This window comes from Streptomyces ovatisporus, from assembly GCF_042653885.1.
Taxonomy (GTDB): Bacteria; Actinomycetota; Actinomycetes; order Streptomycetales; family Streptomycetaceae; genus Streptomyces; species Streptomyces ovatisporus.
Genome location: NZ_JBHSFH010000015.1, coordinates 95,210 through 110,293, shown reverse-complemented (window position 1 = coordinate 110,293; position 15,084 = coordinate 95,210). Strand labels below are relative to the sequence as shown.

The window sequence follows — 15,084 nt, the reverse complement described above, 5'->3', positions numbered from 1 at the left end:
TGCCCCGCGCGGGCGCCAGTGACATGAGCCGCGACCGCGGCGGAGCGAACATCGGAGGACGCCGAAAGTGACCACCCGCACCCCGCTGATGGCGGGCAACTGGAAGATGAACCTCAACCACCTCGAGGCCATCGCCCATGTCCAGAAGCTCGCCTTCGCACTGACCGACAAGGACTTCGAGGCCTGCGAGGTCGCCGTCCTGCCGCCCTACACCGACCTGCGCTCCGTGCAGACGCTCGTCGACGGCGACAAGCTGAAGATCAAGTACGGCGCACAGGACGTCTCCGCCCACGAATCCGGGGCCTACACCGGCGAGATCTGCGGTGCGTTCCTGGCCAAGCTGAACTGCTCGTACGTCGCAGTCGGCCACTCCGAGCGCCGCCAGTACCACGGCGAGGACGAGCCGGTCGTCAACGCCAAGGTCAAGGCCGCCTTCGCGCATGATCTGACGCCCATCCTCTGCGTCGGTGAGGAGCTCGAGATCCGGGAGGCGGGCCAGCACGTCGCCCACACCCTCGCGCAGGTCGACGGCGCGCTGAACGACGTCCCCGCCGAGCAGGCCGCCACCATCGTGATCGCCTACGAGCCGGTGTGGGCCATCGGCACGGGCAAGACCTGCGGCGCCGAGGACGCGCAGGAGGTCTGCGGTGCCATCCGGGGACGTCTGGCCGAGCTCTACGACCAGGACGTGGCCGACAAGATCCGCATCCAGTACGGCGGCTCCGTGAAGTCGGGCAACGTCGCCCAGATCATGGCGCAGCCCGACATCGACGGTGCGCTGGTGGGCGGCGCCTCGCTCGACGCGGAGGAGTTCGTCAAGATCGTGCGATTCCGCGACCAGTAGGCCCGTACGCACCGCCGGCCCGCCTGCGGTGCCCGTGCCCGGTGCCGGCCCTGCGGCAGGCGCATGACGGCGGGCGGCAGCCCGTCGTACCCTGTCGGGGGCCGGGCCGGTGCCCGTCCAGAGATGCAGAAGTCTTCCGAACTGTCCGAGAGAGTTGGTCCAGCCGTGATCATGGGGTTCTCAATCGCCCTCATCGTCTTCAGCGCACTGGGAGTGCTGCTGGTCCTGATGCACAAGGGGAAGGGCGGCGGCCTCTCCGACATGTTCGGCGGCGGCATGCAGTCGTCCGTCGGCGGCTCCTCGGTCGCCGAGCGCAACCTGTCCCGGCTCACTGTGGTGGTGGGCCTGATCTGGTTCGCCATCATCGTCGTGCTCGGCCTGCTGATGAAGCTGGAGACCTGATCGGACCCGTCGCCAGGTGACCGGAATCCCGCCGTCCACGAGGCGGCGGGAGGTACCTCCGGCCTTGCAAGAACTGCCGCAAGTCGACGTGCCCGGCCTATCATGAGGCTCGCGTCCGGAGCCGACGCAGTAACTCCGGTCACTGGACGCGCGTTGGGCCCTACGTACACTAGGGCGCCCCCGCAGCGGAGCTCCTTACCGATGCTCCGCAGCACCGTGAGGCAGGGAGTTACGACCGTGGCAAGTGGCAACGCGATCCGGGGAAGCCGGGTCGGAGCGGGGCCGATGGGGGAGGCCGAGCGAGGCGAAACCGCCCCGCGCCTGCGCATCTCCTTCTGGTGCTCCAACGGGCACGAGACCCAGCCCAGCTTCGCCAGCGACGCGCAGGTCCCGGACACTTGGGACTGCCCGCGCTGTGGTTTCCCGGCCGGTACGGACCAGGAGAATCCGCCGGACCCGCCGCGTACGGAGCCGTACAAGACCCATCTCGCATACGTACGGGAGCGGCGCAGCGACGAGGACGGCGAAGCGATCCTGGCCGAGGCGCTGGCCAAGCTCCGCGGCGAACTCTGACGCATCTGCCGCCGGGGCACCCGGCCCAGGGTCGGCAGCCTTGAGCCGGCCGGCACGTCCTCACCTCCCGACTCCCCGCCCGTCCCGGGGACCGGTCACCGTCACCACGAACCCCACCCCCGCCGGCCGACGCTCCGTCGTCAGCCGGCCCACCGTCTCGCTCCGGGGCCACGCCCCGGCTCGGCCCGGCCGCCACCGCCCATGCGGTGCACGCAGCCGGGCCGACGGTCATTTAGGTTGGTGCGGCGGGTTCCGCACGAGAAGACCAGAGATCACGAGAAGACGGTGACGATCGCAGATGAACGCAGCACGCCGCACCCGGCTCGATCAACTGCCCGAGTGGCACGCGCTGGCAAAGCACCGTGAAGAGTTCGGCGGCACCCATCTGCGCGAACTGTTCGCCATGGACGTCCGCCGTGCGGAGCGGTACGGCGTGCAGGTGGGCGACCTGCACCTGGACTTCTCCAAGCACCTGGTCACGGACGACACGCTGCGGCTGCTCGGCGAACTCGCGGTCGCGACCGGGGTGGAATCGCTGCGGGACGCCATGTTCGACGGTGAGCGGATCAACGTCACCGAGGACCGCGCGGTCCTGCACACCGCGCTGCGCACCCCGGTCTCGGCGGTCGTCGCCACGGACGGCGAGAACGTCGTACCGAAGGTGCACTCCGTGCTCACCAAGATGGGGCTGTTCGCCGCCAAGGTCCGCGACGGCCTGTGGAGGGGGCACACGGGCAAGCGGATCCGGAACGTCGTGAACATCGGCATCGGCGGTTCCGACCTCGGCCCGAAGATGGCGTTCGAGGCGCTGCGCCCGTACACGCGGCGGGACATGAACTTCCGCTTCGTCTCGAACGTGGACGGTGCCGACCTGCACGAGGCGGTCCGCGATCTCGATCCCTCCGAGACGCTCTTCGTCGTGGCGTCGAAGACCTTCACCACCATCGAGACGATCACCAACGCGACCGCTGCGCGCAGTTGGCTGCTCGCGGGTCTCGGCGGCGCGGAGGAGGCCGTCGCCAGGCATTTCGTGGCGGTGTCCACCAACGCCGTGAAGGTCTCCGAGTTCGGGATCGACACGGAGAACATGTTCGAGTTCTGGGACTGGGTCGGCGGACGCTACTCCTACGACTCCGCCATCGGGCTCTCCCTCATGGTCGCCGTCGGCGCGGACCACTTCAACGAGATGCTCGCCGGCTTCCACCTCGTCGACGAGCACTTCCGCACCGCGCCCATCGAGTCCAACGCCCCGATGCTGATGGGCCTGCTGGGCGTCTGGTACGGCAACTTCTTCGACGCGCAGTCGCATGCCGTACTGCCCTACAGCCACTACTTCTCCCAGTTCACGGCCTACCTCCAGCAGCTCGACATGGAGTCGAACGGCAAGTCCGCTCAGCGGGACGGGGGTCCCGTCAACTGGCAGACGGGGCCGGTCGTCTGGGGCACGCCCGGCACGAACGGGCAGCACGCCTACTACCAACTGCTGCACCAGGGCACGAAGATGATCCCCGCCGACCTCGTCGGCATCGCCCGGCCCGTGGACGGTCTGGGCGAACTGGCCGATCAGCACGACCTGTTGATGGCGAACCTCTTCGCGCAGGGGCAGGCGCTCGCGTTCGGCAAGACGGAGGAAGAAGTACGGGCGGAGGGCGTCCCCGAGGAGCAGGTGCCGCACCGCACTTTCCCCGGCAACCGCCCGACGACGACGATCCTCGCCTCGGAGCTCTCACCCGCCGTGCTCGGCCAGCTCGTGGCGCTGTACGAGCACAAGGTCTTCGTGCAGGGCGCGGTGTGGGACATCGACAGCTTCGACCAGTGGGGCGTCGAGCTGGGCAAGGTCCTCGCCAAGCGCCTGGAGCCGGCGCTCACCGACGGCGCGGCGGTGGACGGCCTCGACGCCTCGACCCGGTCCCTGGTCGGCCGCTACCGGGAGCTGCGGGGGCGCTGACGGCCACCGGGTTTGCTCCCGGCCACCAGGTTTGCTCCCGGCCACGTTCCAAGCTGCGGGCGTGCAGACAGCAGGGACGGAGGTCACTGAGCAACTGGGCGGTCTTGGAGAGCGGTTCGGTCCGGCAATACTGACCGGGCACTGGCCGCGAGGCTGACACGGGCACGGACCGGGCGAAGGTGCTGCGCGCGACGTCGCGTTCGGCGGGGGATGAGGTGAAGCCGGGGCTGCGTTCCTACGTGCAGCGTGTCACCGAGCGGCTGTCGGACCAACTGACCGCGCTCGCCGAGGAGTCGGGCTCCAGGGACGGTGCTCTTCATGCACAACCGGCCTGCTCGCCCGCTACATCGACGGTGGCGGCCACGACCTGCTGGTGGGGCTCCAGCGGGCGTTCAGGCGCCCGGGCACGGTCGCCGCACGGGCTGTGGTGGCTGTGCCCCATGGAGGGCCCGAAGCAGACGCCGACGCTGGCCGGCCGCATCGTGGAGGTCGTCGACCGCGGTACCGACTGGGTTGTTCCGGACTTGCTGTTCGTCAAGGAGTTGCACGGGAGCAGGCAGATCTGAGAGGTCATCGTCTTTGGCGGCGTTCTCGATCGGCGCACCCCCTCGCGTGAGCACGCGCGGGTCTCCCTCTCGTGCCCACGCGAGGGAGACCCGCGGCAGTCGGGAACGGGACCTGTCAGGGGCCATGATCGGGACAGGCGGAGGGCCGACGCGGTCAGCGCCGGGGTCGCAGCCTTCGCAGCCTTCGCCGACGGCCGTGGGGCGGGGCTCCTTCGCCGAAGCGACTCGCCCCACGGAGCCTGGCAGACCGATTCCGTTTCAGGTTCGGGGCGAGTGCCCGTCGCGGGGCAGCAGGGACGCCGCCGCCTCGTCCAGGAGCCACCGGGTGCGCTCGCGTCCGTATGCCCCGGCCGCCGGAGCGTCCGTCTCGTGCGGTGCCGCGTCCCCGCCGAGGACCCGGGCGACGGCCTCCGCCTTGTCCTCGCCGGCCGCGAGCAGCCACACCTCGCGTGCCGCGCGGATCGCGGGGAGCGTGAGGGAGATGCGTACGGGCGGCGGTTTGGGGGCGCCGCGCACGCCGACGACCGTACGCTCCGCCTCCTGAGCCCCGGCATGGCCGGGGAAGAGGGACGCGACGTGGGTGTCGGGCCCGACGCCCAGCAGCAGCACGTCGAACGACGGGACGGGCACGTCCTGGTCCTCCGGCCGTGCTGCCGCGGCGAGTTCGGCGGCGTACGCCTCGGCGGCGGCCTCCACGTCGTCGCCGTGCGCCCCGTCGGAGGACGGCATCGCGTGGACCCGCGCCGGATCGGCCGGCACCGCGGCGAGGAACGCCTCCCGCGCCTGCGTCACGTTGCGTTCCGGGTCGCCCTCCGGCAGGAACCGCTCGTCGCCCCACCACAGTTCGAGCCGGGAGAAGTCGACGGAGTCGCGAACGCCCGGAGCGGCGAGCGCGGCGAGAAGAGCGTTGCCGTTGCGTCCTCCGGTGAGCACGACGGAGGCGGTGCCGCGGGCGCGCTGCGCCTCGGCGATGCGTCCAGCGAGTGCGGCGGCTGTCGAACGGGCCATCTCCTCCTTGTCGCCGTGGACCACGATCTCAAGCGGAGTGCTCACTTCTTCGCCGCCCGCTTCGTGGGCGCCTTGGCGCTCTTCCTGGCGGCCGCGGACTGCTTCGCCGTGTCCTTCTCCGGCTGCGCCTCCGCCTGCGCTCCCGTCCGCGTACGGGAGGAGCCGCCGCCGTTCCCGGAGCCGCGGGAACCGCCCTTCGCGCTCTTCCTGACCCCGTACTGCACGGCGGACGCGTACGCCTCGTCCGGGTCGAGCCGCCGCAGCTCTTCCGCGATCAGCTCGGCGGTGCCGCGCCGGTGCAGCGCCACGTGACGGTCGGGCTGCCCCGGGACGGCGAGTTCGGCGAGGGAGCCGTCCGCACGGTCCAGGCAGATCTCGCCCTGCGCGGTGTGCATCCGTACAGCCGTGATGCCGGGGCCCTCCGTCGCCTTCCGCTCGACCTTCACCTTGAGACGCTCGGCCAGCCACGAGGACAGCAGTTCGGCGGAAGGGTTGTAGCCCTCGCCCTCCACCACCGCGGAGAGCACCTTGGCCGACTGCTGGTCCAGTCCGGCCGCGAGGACGCTCCGCCAGGGCGTCAGGCGGGTCCAGGAGAGGTCCGTGTCGCCCGGCGCGTAGGTCTCGCCCCGCTGGGCGAGGGTGGCGAGCGGGTCCTCGGCGGCGGCGGCGTCCGTGATGCGGCGCTGCCCCAGGGTGCCGAGCATGTCGTCCGAGGGGTGCTCCGGCGGATCCTCGGGCCACCAGACCACGACGGGGGCGTCCGGCAGCAGCAGCGGCAGCACGACGCTGTAGGCGTGCGAGGCCAGTTCGCCGTGCAGCCGGAGCAGCACGGTCTCGCCGGTGCCCGAGTCGCTGCCCACCCGCACCTCGGCGTCGAGCCTCGCCATCGCGCGGTCGCGCGGTGAGCGGCCAGGGCGGCGCACCACGACGAGGATGCGCGAGGGGTGCTCCTTGGACGCCTCGCTGGCGGCCTTGAGCGCGTCGTAGTGGTTGCCCTCGTCCGTGACGATGACGAGGGTGAGCACCATGCCGACGGCGGGCGAGCCGATCGAGCGCCGCGCCTTGACCAGGGTGGTGTTGATCTGGGCCGAAGTGGTGTCCGTGAGGTCGATGTTCATGGCCGGCGCCAGCTCCGTCCGTCGCGTGCGAGCATCTCGTCGGCGGCCTGGGGGCCCCAGGTCCCGGCCAGGTACTGCTCGGGCTTGCCGTGCTTCTCCCAGTAGCGCTCGACGGGGTCGAGGATCTCCCAGGAGCGCTCGACCTCCTGGTGGCGCGGGAAGAGGTTCGCGTCGCCGAGCAGGACGTCGAGCAGGAGGCGCTCGTACGCCTCCGGGCTGGACTCGGTGAAGGACTCGCCGTACGCGAAGTCCATGGTCACGTCCCGGATCTCCATTTGGGTGCCGGGCACCTTGGAACCGAAGCGGATGGTGATGCCCTCGTCCGGCTGTACCCGGATGACCAGGGCGTTCTGGCCCAGTTCCTGGGTGTCCGTGGCGTCGAAGGGGGAGTGCGGTGCGCGCTGGAAGACGACGGCGATCTCGGTGACGCGCCGTCCCAGCCGTTTGCCGGTCCGGAGGTAGAAGGGCACGCCCGCCCAGCGGCGGTTGTCGATCTCCAGCCGCATGGCCGCGAAGGTGTCGGTCTTCGAGTGGGGGTCGATGCCCTCCTCCTCCAGGTAGCCGCGCACCTTCTGACCGCCCTGCCAGCCTGCCGTGTACTGGCCGCGCACCGTGTGCTTGCCCAGTTCGCGGGGGAGGCGTACGGCGTTGAGCACCTTGAGCTTCTCCGTCACCAGCGCCTTGGCGCCGAAGGAGGCGGGTTCCTCCATGGCCGTGAGCGCGAGCAGCTGCAGCAGGTGGTTCTGGATCACGTCGCGGGCCGAGCCGATGCCGTCGTAGTAGCCCGCGCGTCCGCCGATGCCGATGTCCTCGGCCATGGTGATCTGCACGTGGTCGACGTAGCTGCGGTTCCACAGCGGCTCGAACATCGTGTTGGCGAACCGCAGTGCCAGGATGTTCTGGACGGTCTCCTTGCCCAGGTAGTGGTCGATGCGGAAGACCTGGTCGGGCTTGAAGACGCCGTGCACCACCGCGTTCAGCTCCTGCGCGCTGCGCAGGTCGTGTCCGAAGGGCTTCTCGATGACGGCGCGGCGCCAGGAGCCCTCCCCGCCCTCGGAGAGTCCGTGCTTCTTCAGCTGGGAGACGACGGTGGGGAAGAACTTGGGCGGCACGGAGAGGTAGAAGGCGAAATTGCCGCCCGTACCCCGGGACTTGTCGAGTTCCTCGATGGTGGCCTTGAGCGTCTGGAAGGCGTCGTCGTCGTCGAAGACGCCCGGCACGAACCGCATCCCCTGGGAGAGCTGCTGCCAGACCTCCTCGCGGAACGGCGTACGGGCGTGCTCCTTCACGGAGTCGTGCACGACCTGAGCGAAGTCCTCGTGCTCCCAGTCGCGGCGCGCGAAGCCGACCAGTGAGAAGCCCGGGGGGAGGAGGCCGCGGTTCGCGAGGTCGTAGACGGCGGGCATCAGCTTTTTACGTGACAAATCACCCGTGACGCCGAAAATGACCAGCCCCGACGGTCCCGCGATGCGCGGGAGCCGCCGGTCCAGTGCGTCACGCAGCGGATTGGCTGCGTAGTCCAACTCGCTTACGCCTCCTTCGGCGTGAGGCGCTTGAGCTCCGCCTCGGTGGAAGAGAGCAGCTCGTTCCAGGACGCCTCGAACTTCTCGATGCCCTCGTCCTCCAGCACCTGCACGACGTCGTCGTAGGAGATGCCGAGCTTGCCGACGGCGTCCAGCACGGCCTTGGCGTCCCCGTAGTTCGCCCGTACGGAGTCGCCGGTGATCTCGCCGTGGTCGTCCGTGGCCTTCAGGGTGGCCTCCGGCATGGTGTTGACCGTGTTCGGCGCGACCAGCTCGGTGACGTAGAGCGTGTCCGGCAGCGACGGGTCCTTCACGCCGGTCGACGCCCACAGCGGACGCTGGCTGTTCGCACCTGCGCGCTCCAGGGTCTGCCAGCGCTCGGAGGGCGCCACGGAGCCGTCGGCGGAGCCGAAGACCTCCTCGTATGCCTGGTAGGCGAGCCGTGCGTTGGCGACGGCCGACTTGCTCTTCAGCTCCTTCGCCTCGTCGCTGCCGACCGCGTCGAGGCGCTTGTCGATCTCGGTGTCGACGCGGGAGACGAAGAACGACGCCACGGAGTGGATCGCCGAGAGGTCCATGCCCAGCGACTTGGCCTTCTCCAGACCCGACAGGTAGGCGTCCACGACCTCCCGGTACCGGTCCAGGGAGAAGATCAGCGTGACGTTGACGCTGATGCCCTTCCCGACGGTCTCGGTGATCGCCGGCAGCCCCTTCTTCGTGGCCGGGATCTTGATGAAGGTGTTGGGACGGTCCACCAGCCACGCCAGCTGACGGGCCTCCGCGACGGTCGCCTTCGTGTTGTGCGCCAGCCGCGGATCGACCTCGATGGAGACCCGGCCGTCCTTGCCGCCGGTGGCGTCGTACACGGGGCGCAGCACGTCGGCGGCGTCCCGCACGTCGGCGGTGGTGATCATGCGCAGGGCCTCTTCGACGGTGACGCCGCGGGATGCCAGATCGGAGACCTGCTGGTCGTACTTCTCGTCGGAAGAGATGGCCTTCTGGAAGATCGTCGGGTTCGTGGTGATGCCCACCACGTGCTGCTCGTCGATGAGTTCGCCGAGGTTGCCCGAGGTGATCCGGTGACGGGACAGGTCATCCAGCCAGATCGCGACGCCTTCGTCGGAGAGGCGCTTGAGAGCGTCTGTCATGGGAATTGCATCTCCTGCTTGTCGTAGCTTCGCAGCTGTACGTATACGGGCGTCAGCGGGTCACGGCCTCGAGCGATTCCTTCGCGGCCGTCACGACCGCCTCGGCGGTGAGACCGAACTCGCGGTAGAGCGTCTTGTAGTCGGCGGAGGCGCCGTAGTGCTCCAGCGAGACGATCCGGCCGGCGTCCCCGACGTAACGGTGCCAGGTCAGGCCCACCGCGGCCTCCACGGCGACACGCGCCCGCACCGTCGGCAGCAGCACCGAGTCCCGGTATGCCTGGTCCTGCTCCTCGAACCACTCCACGGACGGCATGGAGACGACACGCGTACGCACGCCCTCGGCCTGCAGGGTCTCGCGCGCCTCGACCGCGAGCTGGACCTCGGAACCCGTGCCGATCAGGATGATCTGAGGCTCGCCGCCCTCGGCCTCGAACATCACGTAACCGCCCTTGGCCGCATCGTGGTTGGGCTCGTAGGTCGGTACGTTCTGACGGGTCAGCGCCAAGCCGTGCGGGGCGGGCTTCTCGGAGTGGCGGCGCAGCACCTCGCCCCACGCGATCGACGTCTCGTTGGCGTCCGCGGGACGGACGATGTTGAGACCCGGGATCGCCCGGAGCGCGGGCAGGTGCTCGACGGGCTGATGGGTCGGGCCGTCCTCGCCGAGACCGATGGAGTCGTGCGTCCAGACGTACGTCACCGGCGCGTGCATCAGCGCCGCGAGCCGCACGGCGGGTCGCATGTAGTCGGAGAAGGTGAGGAAAGTTCCGCCGTACACGCGGGTGTTGCCGTGCAGCGCGATGCCGTTCATGGTCGCGCCCATGGAGTGCTCGCGGATGCCGAAGTGCACCGTACGGCCGTAAGGGTCGGCGCCGGGCAGCGGGTTGCCCTCCGGAAGGAACGAAGTCTCGTCGAACGAGGTGTTGTTGGAACCCGCGAGGTCGGCCGAACCGCCCCACAGCTCCGGGATCATGGGGCCGAGAGCCTTCAGTACGGCACCGGAGGCCTTCCGGGTGGCCACGTCCTTGCCCGGCTCGAAGGTCGGCAGCGCCTTCTCCCAGCCGGCGGGCAGTTCGCCTGCGCGGATGCGGTCCAGCTCCGCGGCGCGCTGCGGGTCGGCCGAACGCCACTCGGCGAAGCGCTTGTCCCACGCGGCCCGCGACTCACGGCCGCGGTCCCAGGCCTTGCGCACGTGCTCCAGGACGTCCTGGTCGACCTGGAAGTGCTGCTCCGGGTCGAAGCCGAGCACCTTCTTGGTCTCGGCGACCTCCTCCTCGCCCAGCGCGGCACCGTGCGAGGCGCCGGTGTTCTGGGCGTTCGGCGCGGGCCAGGCGATGACGGAGCGCACGGCGATGAACGAAGGACGCCCGGTCTCCGCCTTGGCCGCCTTGAACGCCTTGTACAGCGCCTTCGGGTCGAGGTCTCCGTCGGGCAGCGGGTCGACGCGCTGGACGTGCCAGCCGTAGGACTCGTACCGCGCGACCGTGTCCTCGGAGAAGGCCGTCTCGGTGTCGCCCTCGATGGAGATGTGGTTGTCGTCCCACATCACGACCAGATTGCCGAGCTTCTGGTGACCCGCGAGGGAGGACGCCTCCCCGGAGACACCCTCCTGGAGGTCGCCGTCACTGGCGAACGTCCAGATGGTGTGGTCGAAGAGGGACTCACCCGCAGCCGGCTCGGGATCGAACAGGCCGCGCTCGTAGCGTGCCGCCATCGCCATGCCGACCGCGTTGGCGACGCCCTGCCCGAGCGGTCCGGTAGTCGTCTCCACGCCGACGGTGTGGCCGTGTTCCGGGTGGCCCGGGGTCTTGCTGCCCCAGGTGCGGAAACTCTTCAGGTCGTCCAGCTCGAGGCCGTAGCCCGCGAGGTAGAGCTGGATGTAGAGGGTCAGACTGGAGTGGCCCACGGAGAGGACGAAACGGTCGCGGCCGGGCCAGTCGGGGTCGGACGGGTCGTGGCGCATCAGCTTCTGGAAGACCAGGTAGGCCGCCGGAGCCAGTGCCATGGCCGTGCCGGGGTGGCCGTTGCCGACCTTCTGCACGGAATCCATCGCCAGGACTCGGACGGTGTCTACAGCCCGCTGGTCCAGATCGGTCCACTCGAGGTCTGTCGTGGTCGGCTTGGTGCTCACCCTGCGTCAGGGCTCCTCTCCACATGTCGATGACCGGTGCCGTTGCGCTCACCGGCGGGGACGAGCGTACCCCTGTGCCAGGCGCGCACTTCCGGGTGTTGTCACGACGGGCGCACCCACTCTTACAACCGAAACAGGACAAGTTGGATTCCCGCCGGGGCCTTACCCGTGTACCCGCGCAACCGGGCACGTACCGGCCGGGAAGCCGCTGAACGGCTGTCCTCACGGCCTGCCGGATTCCTCGGTCCCCGGGCACCGCCCCCGGGCCGGGATCACAGGCTCCGGGTCGGGGAGGGGCCCGCCGTCCAACACGACCACCCCGGGCGGAGGCGCAAACATGGCGCCGTCTAAAGTGGCGTGGTACGCGCGGGCTTTACGACTCCGGCCGTAGACACGCCCGCTTTTTATTGAAGTGATCAGGGGTGTTCGTGACGGCCGTCGGATCCCGTTCCGCGGGGGTGCTCGACCAGAGCGCGGTGCACCGGTCGTTCGGCGCCCGCGTCAAGGCTTTCGTGGCGCTGACGAAGCCCCGCATCATCGAACTGCTGCTGATCACCACGATCCCGGTGATGTTCCTCGCGGCGCAGGGCGTGCCGGACCTGTGGCTGGTCGTCGCCACCTGCGTCGGCGGCTACCTTTCGGCGGGCGGCGCCAACGCGCTGAACATGTACGCCGACCGTGACATCGACGCGCTGATGCACCGCACGGAGAACCGTCCACTCGTGACCGGGATCGTCTCGCCGCGTGAGGGGCTCCTGTTCGGGCTGGCTCTGACGGTGGTCTCCACGCTGTGGTTCGGACTCCTCGTCAACTGGCTCTCCGCGGCGCTCTCCCTGGGTGCGCTGCTCTTCTACGTGCTCGTCTACACCCTCGTGCTCAAGCGGCGCACCTCGCAGAACATCGTGTGGGGCGGCATCGCCGGCTGCATGCCCGTCCTCATCGGCTGGTCCGCGGTGAAGAACGATCTGAGCTGGGCCGCCGTCGTCCTCTTCCTCGTCATCTTCTTCTGGACGCCGCCGCACTACTGGCCGCTGTCGATGAAGGTCAGGGAGGACTACGCGCGCGTGGGCGTCCCGATGCTGCCGGTCGTGGCCGGCAACGCGGCCGTGGCGCGTCAGATCGTGCTCTACAGCTGGGTGATGGTCGCCGTCTCGCTGCTGCTGTGGCCGCTGGGCTACGTCGGGTGGTTCTACACGAGCGTCGCGCTGGCGGCGGGCGGCTGGTGGCTGTGGGAGGCGCACGCGCTGCACTCCCGGGCGAAGGCGGGCGCAGCGGGCGCGAAGTTGAAGGAGATGCGCCTCTTCCACTGGTCGATCACGTACGTGTCGCTGCTGTTCGTGGCCGTCGCGGTCGATCCCTTCCTGCGCTGAGCGTCTTCCGAGGCGGGGCTGTCCGGTCCGGCGGGGGTTCCTGTCGGGTGCCTGCGTCCCGCACTGCCGCGGCCCCCATTGTGCCCCCGCGGCTTGTGCCTTGTGGCTGGGGCTTCGCGTCCGGGGCTTCGCGTCCGGGCCCGACGACGTGCAGAAAGGTGTGAGGGCCCGGACCTGTGACGGTGGTCCGGGCCCTCCTCCTCCGGGCCCGTCCGGCTTCCGGCCGGGCGTGCGCCGTCGGCGGTCAGCTTCCGGACGGGCCGCCGACCTGGATGCCCGCCATGCGGCTCCATTCGTACGGACCCGTTCTGACCTTCTCCGCCATCTCACCGTCGAAGGTGTCCCGAACGGTGATGCCCGCACTCTCGGTGGCCTGCTTCGCGCACTCCACCGACGGCGCCATCAGGTCGCCCCAGGTCCCGTCTCCGCCGACCAGGACGATACGGGCGCCCACCTGCCCCACGTAGGCGATCTGCCCTTCCGCGCTGCCGCCGTGGCGCTGCGCGAATCCGGTGATCTCCCTGGCGAGCTTCGCGGCCCGCTTGCTCGTGTCTGCCATGAGCCTGATGCTACCGGCGGGTATCACCCCTGGCCACGGCCGTCCTCGCTGCGAGACCCACGCCACACCGCTTCTCACCGCCCGGCTTCGCGACGGCCCGGGCGACACCGCGGGCGTCTCCGGCCGTTAGTTCCACCGGACGAGGAGGCGCGGATGACGGCCGTGATGCCGGTGGGCACCCTCGGGCTCCTGCCCGGAGGAGGAGAGAGGGGAGCCGCCTGGCGCGTGCCCGTCACGGCGTCCGAACGTCCACTGCCGCACGGGACAGGCGTGCTGGTCGACCAGCACAGCCACGGGGTGCTCCAGGGCGACCTGGGCCTGTGCACCTTCGAGGCCCACCTGGCCGCGGCCACGGGGGGCAAGACCGTCCCGTCCAACTGCACGTCGGTGAGCCCGGACAGCTCGACGGATTCCTGAGCGCCACCCGTGGGCTCGGCAGCGATCTGGTGCTGCTGACCAGGCCCTCGTACCACCGCGTCGCGGCCCGGCTCGCTGCCGAACACCCGCACGTGTACGCCGACATCGGGCCCGCTCCCGCCGAAACGCCGGCGGAGGTGCCGTTCGGGAAGCTGCTCTTCACTTCGCACGTGCGGGCGCTGCCCGAGCTGTACGTGCTGAGGGCCCGCGCGTTCGTGCAGGCGCTGCACGAGGTGCTGGCGGAGTGGACGGCCGAGGGCAGCTGCACCGGCGACGACGCGGTGCGCATCGCCAGGCGTATCGCGGCCGGGACGGCCGGGCAGATCTACGGCTTCGACGAGGCGGGAGCGGGTTGATCCTGCCCGCCTCCGGCGGACCCTCCGGCGGACCCACCGGTGGAGGCGGTGACCGGGGAGTGCGGTTGTGCGGTCCGCTCCTCGGTGCTCTCTGCGGACGGTGCACTGTCCGCAGGCCCGCCGTGAGGGGGCGTACCGCGCTCACGTACCGACAGCAGCACCCGCAGGACCGCCACCCACACCAGCGCCGCCCCCAACAGGTGCGTCCCCACCAGGACCTCGGGCAGCTCCGTGAAGTACTGGACGTAGCCGAGCAGGCCCTGTGCCAGCAGGACGATCATCAGGTCCCGCGTGCGCCTGCACGGCCTGGCCGGTGCGTCGACCGCGCGCAGTACGAGCCACAGCGCGAGCGTCAGGGCGACGACCAGCCACGCGAGGTCGGCGTGCACCTGTGCGACCGTCCGCCAGTCGACCGGCATCCGGGGGACCGCGCTGCTGTCGCCGGCGTGCGGCCCCGCGCCCGTCACGACGGTTCCCGCGGCGACCAGTGCCGCGGTGAGGACCGTCAGCACCTGCACGAGCTGCTTGACCCGCTTGCCCACCAGCGGACGGGGCTTCTCGTCGCCCTCGCGGGCGCGCAGCCATGTGAGCGTGGTGACGGTCAGCAGCCCGATCGCGAGCATGAAGTGCCCCGCGACGGTGTAGGGGTTGAGCTCGGTCAGCACCGTGACGCCGCCGATGACGGCGTTGCCCATCACGAGCCAGAACTGCGACCACGCCAGTCGGCTCAGCCCGCGCCGGCGCGGCTTCGCCGCCCGCGAGGCGACGATGGCCCAGCCGACGGCGGCGCTCAGCACGTACGTCAGCATCCGGTTGCCGAACTCGATCGCGCCGTGCACGCCCATCTCCGACGTGGCGTACAGGCTGTCGCTGCTGCACTTGGGCCAGGTCTCGCAGCCCAGTCCGGAGCTGGTCAGCCGGACGGCGCCGCCGGTGACGATGATGAAGACGCTCATGAGGAGCGCGGCGAGAGCGGCCCGCTGGACGATCCGCTGTGAGGGGGTCCAGCGCGCGGCGACGTACGCGATGGGGTTGCGTACGAGTTCGAGCAGTTTCGGCACGGGGACATCGTACGGCTGTGCTTGTGCGCGCTTTCACGAGGGTCCCGCCGGGCACAGGCCCGG

15 protein-coding genes are annotated in these 15,084 nt (G+C 70.1%); 8 read left to right on the top strand and 7 right to left on the bottom strand.

Going from position 1 to position 15,084, the window contains the following annotated elements:
* The first annotated feature begins 67 nt into the window (after positions 1-67).
* The 5 genes from tpiA to ACFPA8_RS24585 all read left to right on the top strand — a co-directional run bounded on the left by tpiA (position 68) and on the right by ACFPA8_RS24585 (position 4,333).
* Entirely contained in the window at positions 68-844 is a 777-nt protein-coding gene (gene tpiA / locus ACFPA8_RS24605; RefSeq protein WP_386451940.1) for a triose-phosphate isomerase, read from the top strand.
* A 171-nt stretch (positions 845-1,015) separates the two neighbouring features.
* Complete coding sequence (secG, locus tag ACFPA8_RS24600) at positions 1,016-1,246, top strand: preprotein translocase subunit SecG (RefSeq protein ID WP_386451938.1); 231 nt, start codon at positions 1,016-1,018, stop codon at positions 1,244-1,246.
* A 237-nt stretch (positions 1,247-1,483) separates the two neighbouring features.
* Positions 1,484-1,819: an RNA polymerase-binding protein RbpA gene (locus ACFPA8_RS24595; protein ID WP_386451936.1), complete on the top strand. Its 336-nt coding sequence runs from the start codon at positions 1,484-1,486 to the stop codon at positions 1,817-1,819.
* Positions 1,820-2,117: 298 nt separating this feature from the next.
* Complete coding sequence (gene pgi / locus ACFPA8_RS24590) at positions 2,118-3,767, top strand: glucose-6-phosphate isomerase (RefSeq protein ID WP_386451934.1); 1,650 nt, start codon at positions 2,118-2,120, stop codon at positions 3,765-3,767.
* Between the two features lie 179 nt (positions 3,768-3,946).
* The gene (locus tag ACFPA8_RS24585) at positions 3,947-4,333 is read left to right on the top strand and encodes a hypothetical protein (RefSeq protein ID WP_386451932.1); all 387 of its coding nucleotides are present in this window, start codon (positions 3,947-3,949) and stop codon (positions 4,331-4,333) included.
* Positions 4,334-4,591: 258 nt separating this feature from the next.
* Here the strand turns inward: ACFPA8_RS24585 and pgl are convergent, their stop codons facing one another.
* Genes pgl through tkt form a run of 5 tightly spaced genes read right to left on the bottom strand, consistent with a single transcriptional unit; the run spans position 4,592 to position 11,258 of the window.
* Entirely contained in the window at positions 4,592-5,386 is a 795-nt protein-coding gene (gene pgl / locus ACFPA8_RS24580) for a 6-phosphogluconolactonase (RefSeq protein WP_386451931.1), read from the bottom strand.
* Entirely contained in the window at positions 5,383-6,459 is a 1,077-nt protein-coding gene (opcA, locus tag ACFPA8_RS24575; protein WP_386451930.1) for a glucose-6-phosphate dehydrogenase assembly protein OpcA, read from the bottom strand. The genes pgl and opcA overlap by 4 nt, the downstream gene beginning before the upstream one ends.
* A complete protein-coding gene (gene zwf / locus ACFPA8_RS24570; protein ID WP_386451929.1) occupies positions 6,456-7,982 on the bottom strand; it encodes a glucose-6-phosphate dehydrogenase in 1,527 nt (508 codons plus the stop codon). The genes opcA and zwf overlap by 4 nt, the downstream gene beginning before the upstream one ends.
* Before the next feature lie 5 nt (positions 7,983-7,987).
* Positions 7,988-9,130, bottom strand: a complete 1,143-nt coding sequence (tal, locus tag ACFPA8_RS24565; protein ID WP_386451928.1) for a transaldolase — start codon at positions 9,128-9,130, stop codon at positions 7,988-7,990.
* A 52-nt stretch (positions 9,131-9,182) separates the two neighbouring features.
* Complete coding sequence (gene tkt, locus ACFPA8_RS24560; RefSeq protein ID WP_386451927.1) at positions 9,183-11,258, bottom strand: transketolase; 2,076 nt, start codon at positions 11,256-11,258, stop codon at positions 9,183-9,185.
* A 428-nt stretch (positions 11,259-11,686) separates the two neighbouring features.
* Here tkt and ACFPA8_RS24555 point away from each other — a divergent pair, with 428 nt between their 5' ends.
* On the top strand, positions 11,687-12,628 hold the full coding sequence (locus tag ACFPA8_RS24555) for a heme o synthase (protein WP_386451926.1): 942 nt from the start codon (positions 11,687-11,689) through the stop codon (positions 12,626-12,628).
* A gap of 244 nt (positions 12,629-12,872) precedes the next feature.
* Here the strand turns inward: ACFPA8_RS24555 and ACFPA8_RS24550 are convergent, their stop codons facing one another.
* Positions 12,873-13,187, bottom strand: coding sequence for a hypothetical protein (locus ACFPA8_RS24550; protein WP_386451925.1), 315 nt, complete (start codon positions 13,185-13,187; stop codon positions 12,873-12,875).
* Positions 13,188-13,340: 153 nt separating this feature from the next.
* Between ACFPA8_RS24550 and ACFPA8_RS24545 the strand changes: the two genes are divergently transcribed.
* Complete coding sequence (locus tag ACFPA8_RS24545; protein ID WP_386451924.1) at positions 13,341-13,604, top strand: hypothetical protein; 264 nt, start codon at positions 13,341-13,343, stop codon at positions 13,602-13,604.
* 29 nt (positions 13,605-13,633) lie between these two features.
* Positions 13,634-13,960: a hypothetical protein gene (locus tag ACFPA8_RS24540; RefSeq protein ID WP_386451922.1), complete on the top strand. Its 327-nt coding sequence runs from the start codon at positions 13,634-13,636 to the stop codon at positions 13,958-13,960.
* Here the strand turns inward: ACFPA8_RS24540 and ACFPA8_RS24535 are convergent.
* Positions 13,930-15,021, bottom strand: coding sequence for a COX15/CtaA family protein (locus tag ACFPA8_RS24535; RefSeq protein ID WP_386451920.1), 1,092 nt, complete (start codon positions 15,019-15,021; stop codon positions 13,930-13,932). The genes ACFPA8_RS24540 and ACFPA8_RS24535 overlap by 31 nt on opposite strands.
* Positions 15,022-15,084 lie beyond the last annotated feature (63 nt).

What these genes read in the sequence shown, in the direction of transcription:
- secG (WP_386451938.1), top strand. Translation starts at nt 1,016, where the DNA reads ATGGGGTTCTCAATCGCCCTCATCGTCTTCAGCGCACTGGGAGTGCTG.
- pgi (WP_386451934.1), top strand. Translation starts at nt 2,118, where the DNA reads ATGAACGCAGCACGCCGCACCCGGCTCGATCAACTGCCCGAGTGGCAC.
- opcA (WP_386451930.1), bottom strand. Translation starts at nt 6,459, where the DNA reads ATGAACATCGACCTCACGGACACCACTTCGGCCCAGATCAACACCACC.
- tal (WP_386451928.1), bottom strand. Translation starts at nt 9,130, where the DNA reads ATGACAGACGCTCTCAAGCGCCTCTCCGACGAAGGCGTCGCGATCTGG.
- ACFPA8_RS24550 (WP_386451925.1), bottom strand. Translation starts at nt 13,187, where the DNA reads ATGGCAGACACGAGCAAGCGGGCCGCGAAGCTCGCCAGGGAGATCACC.
- ACFPA8_RS24545 (WP_386451924.1), top strand. Translation starts at nt 13,341, where the DNA reads ATGACGGCCGTGATGCCGGTGGGCACCCTCGGGCTCCTGCCCGGAGGA.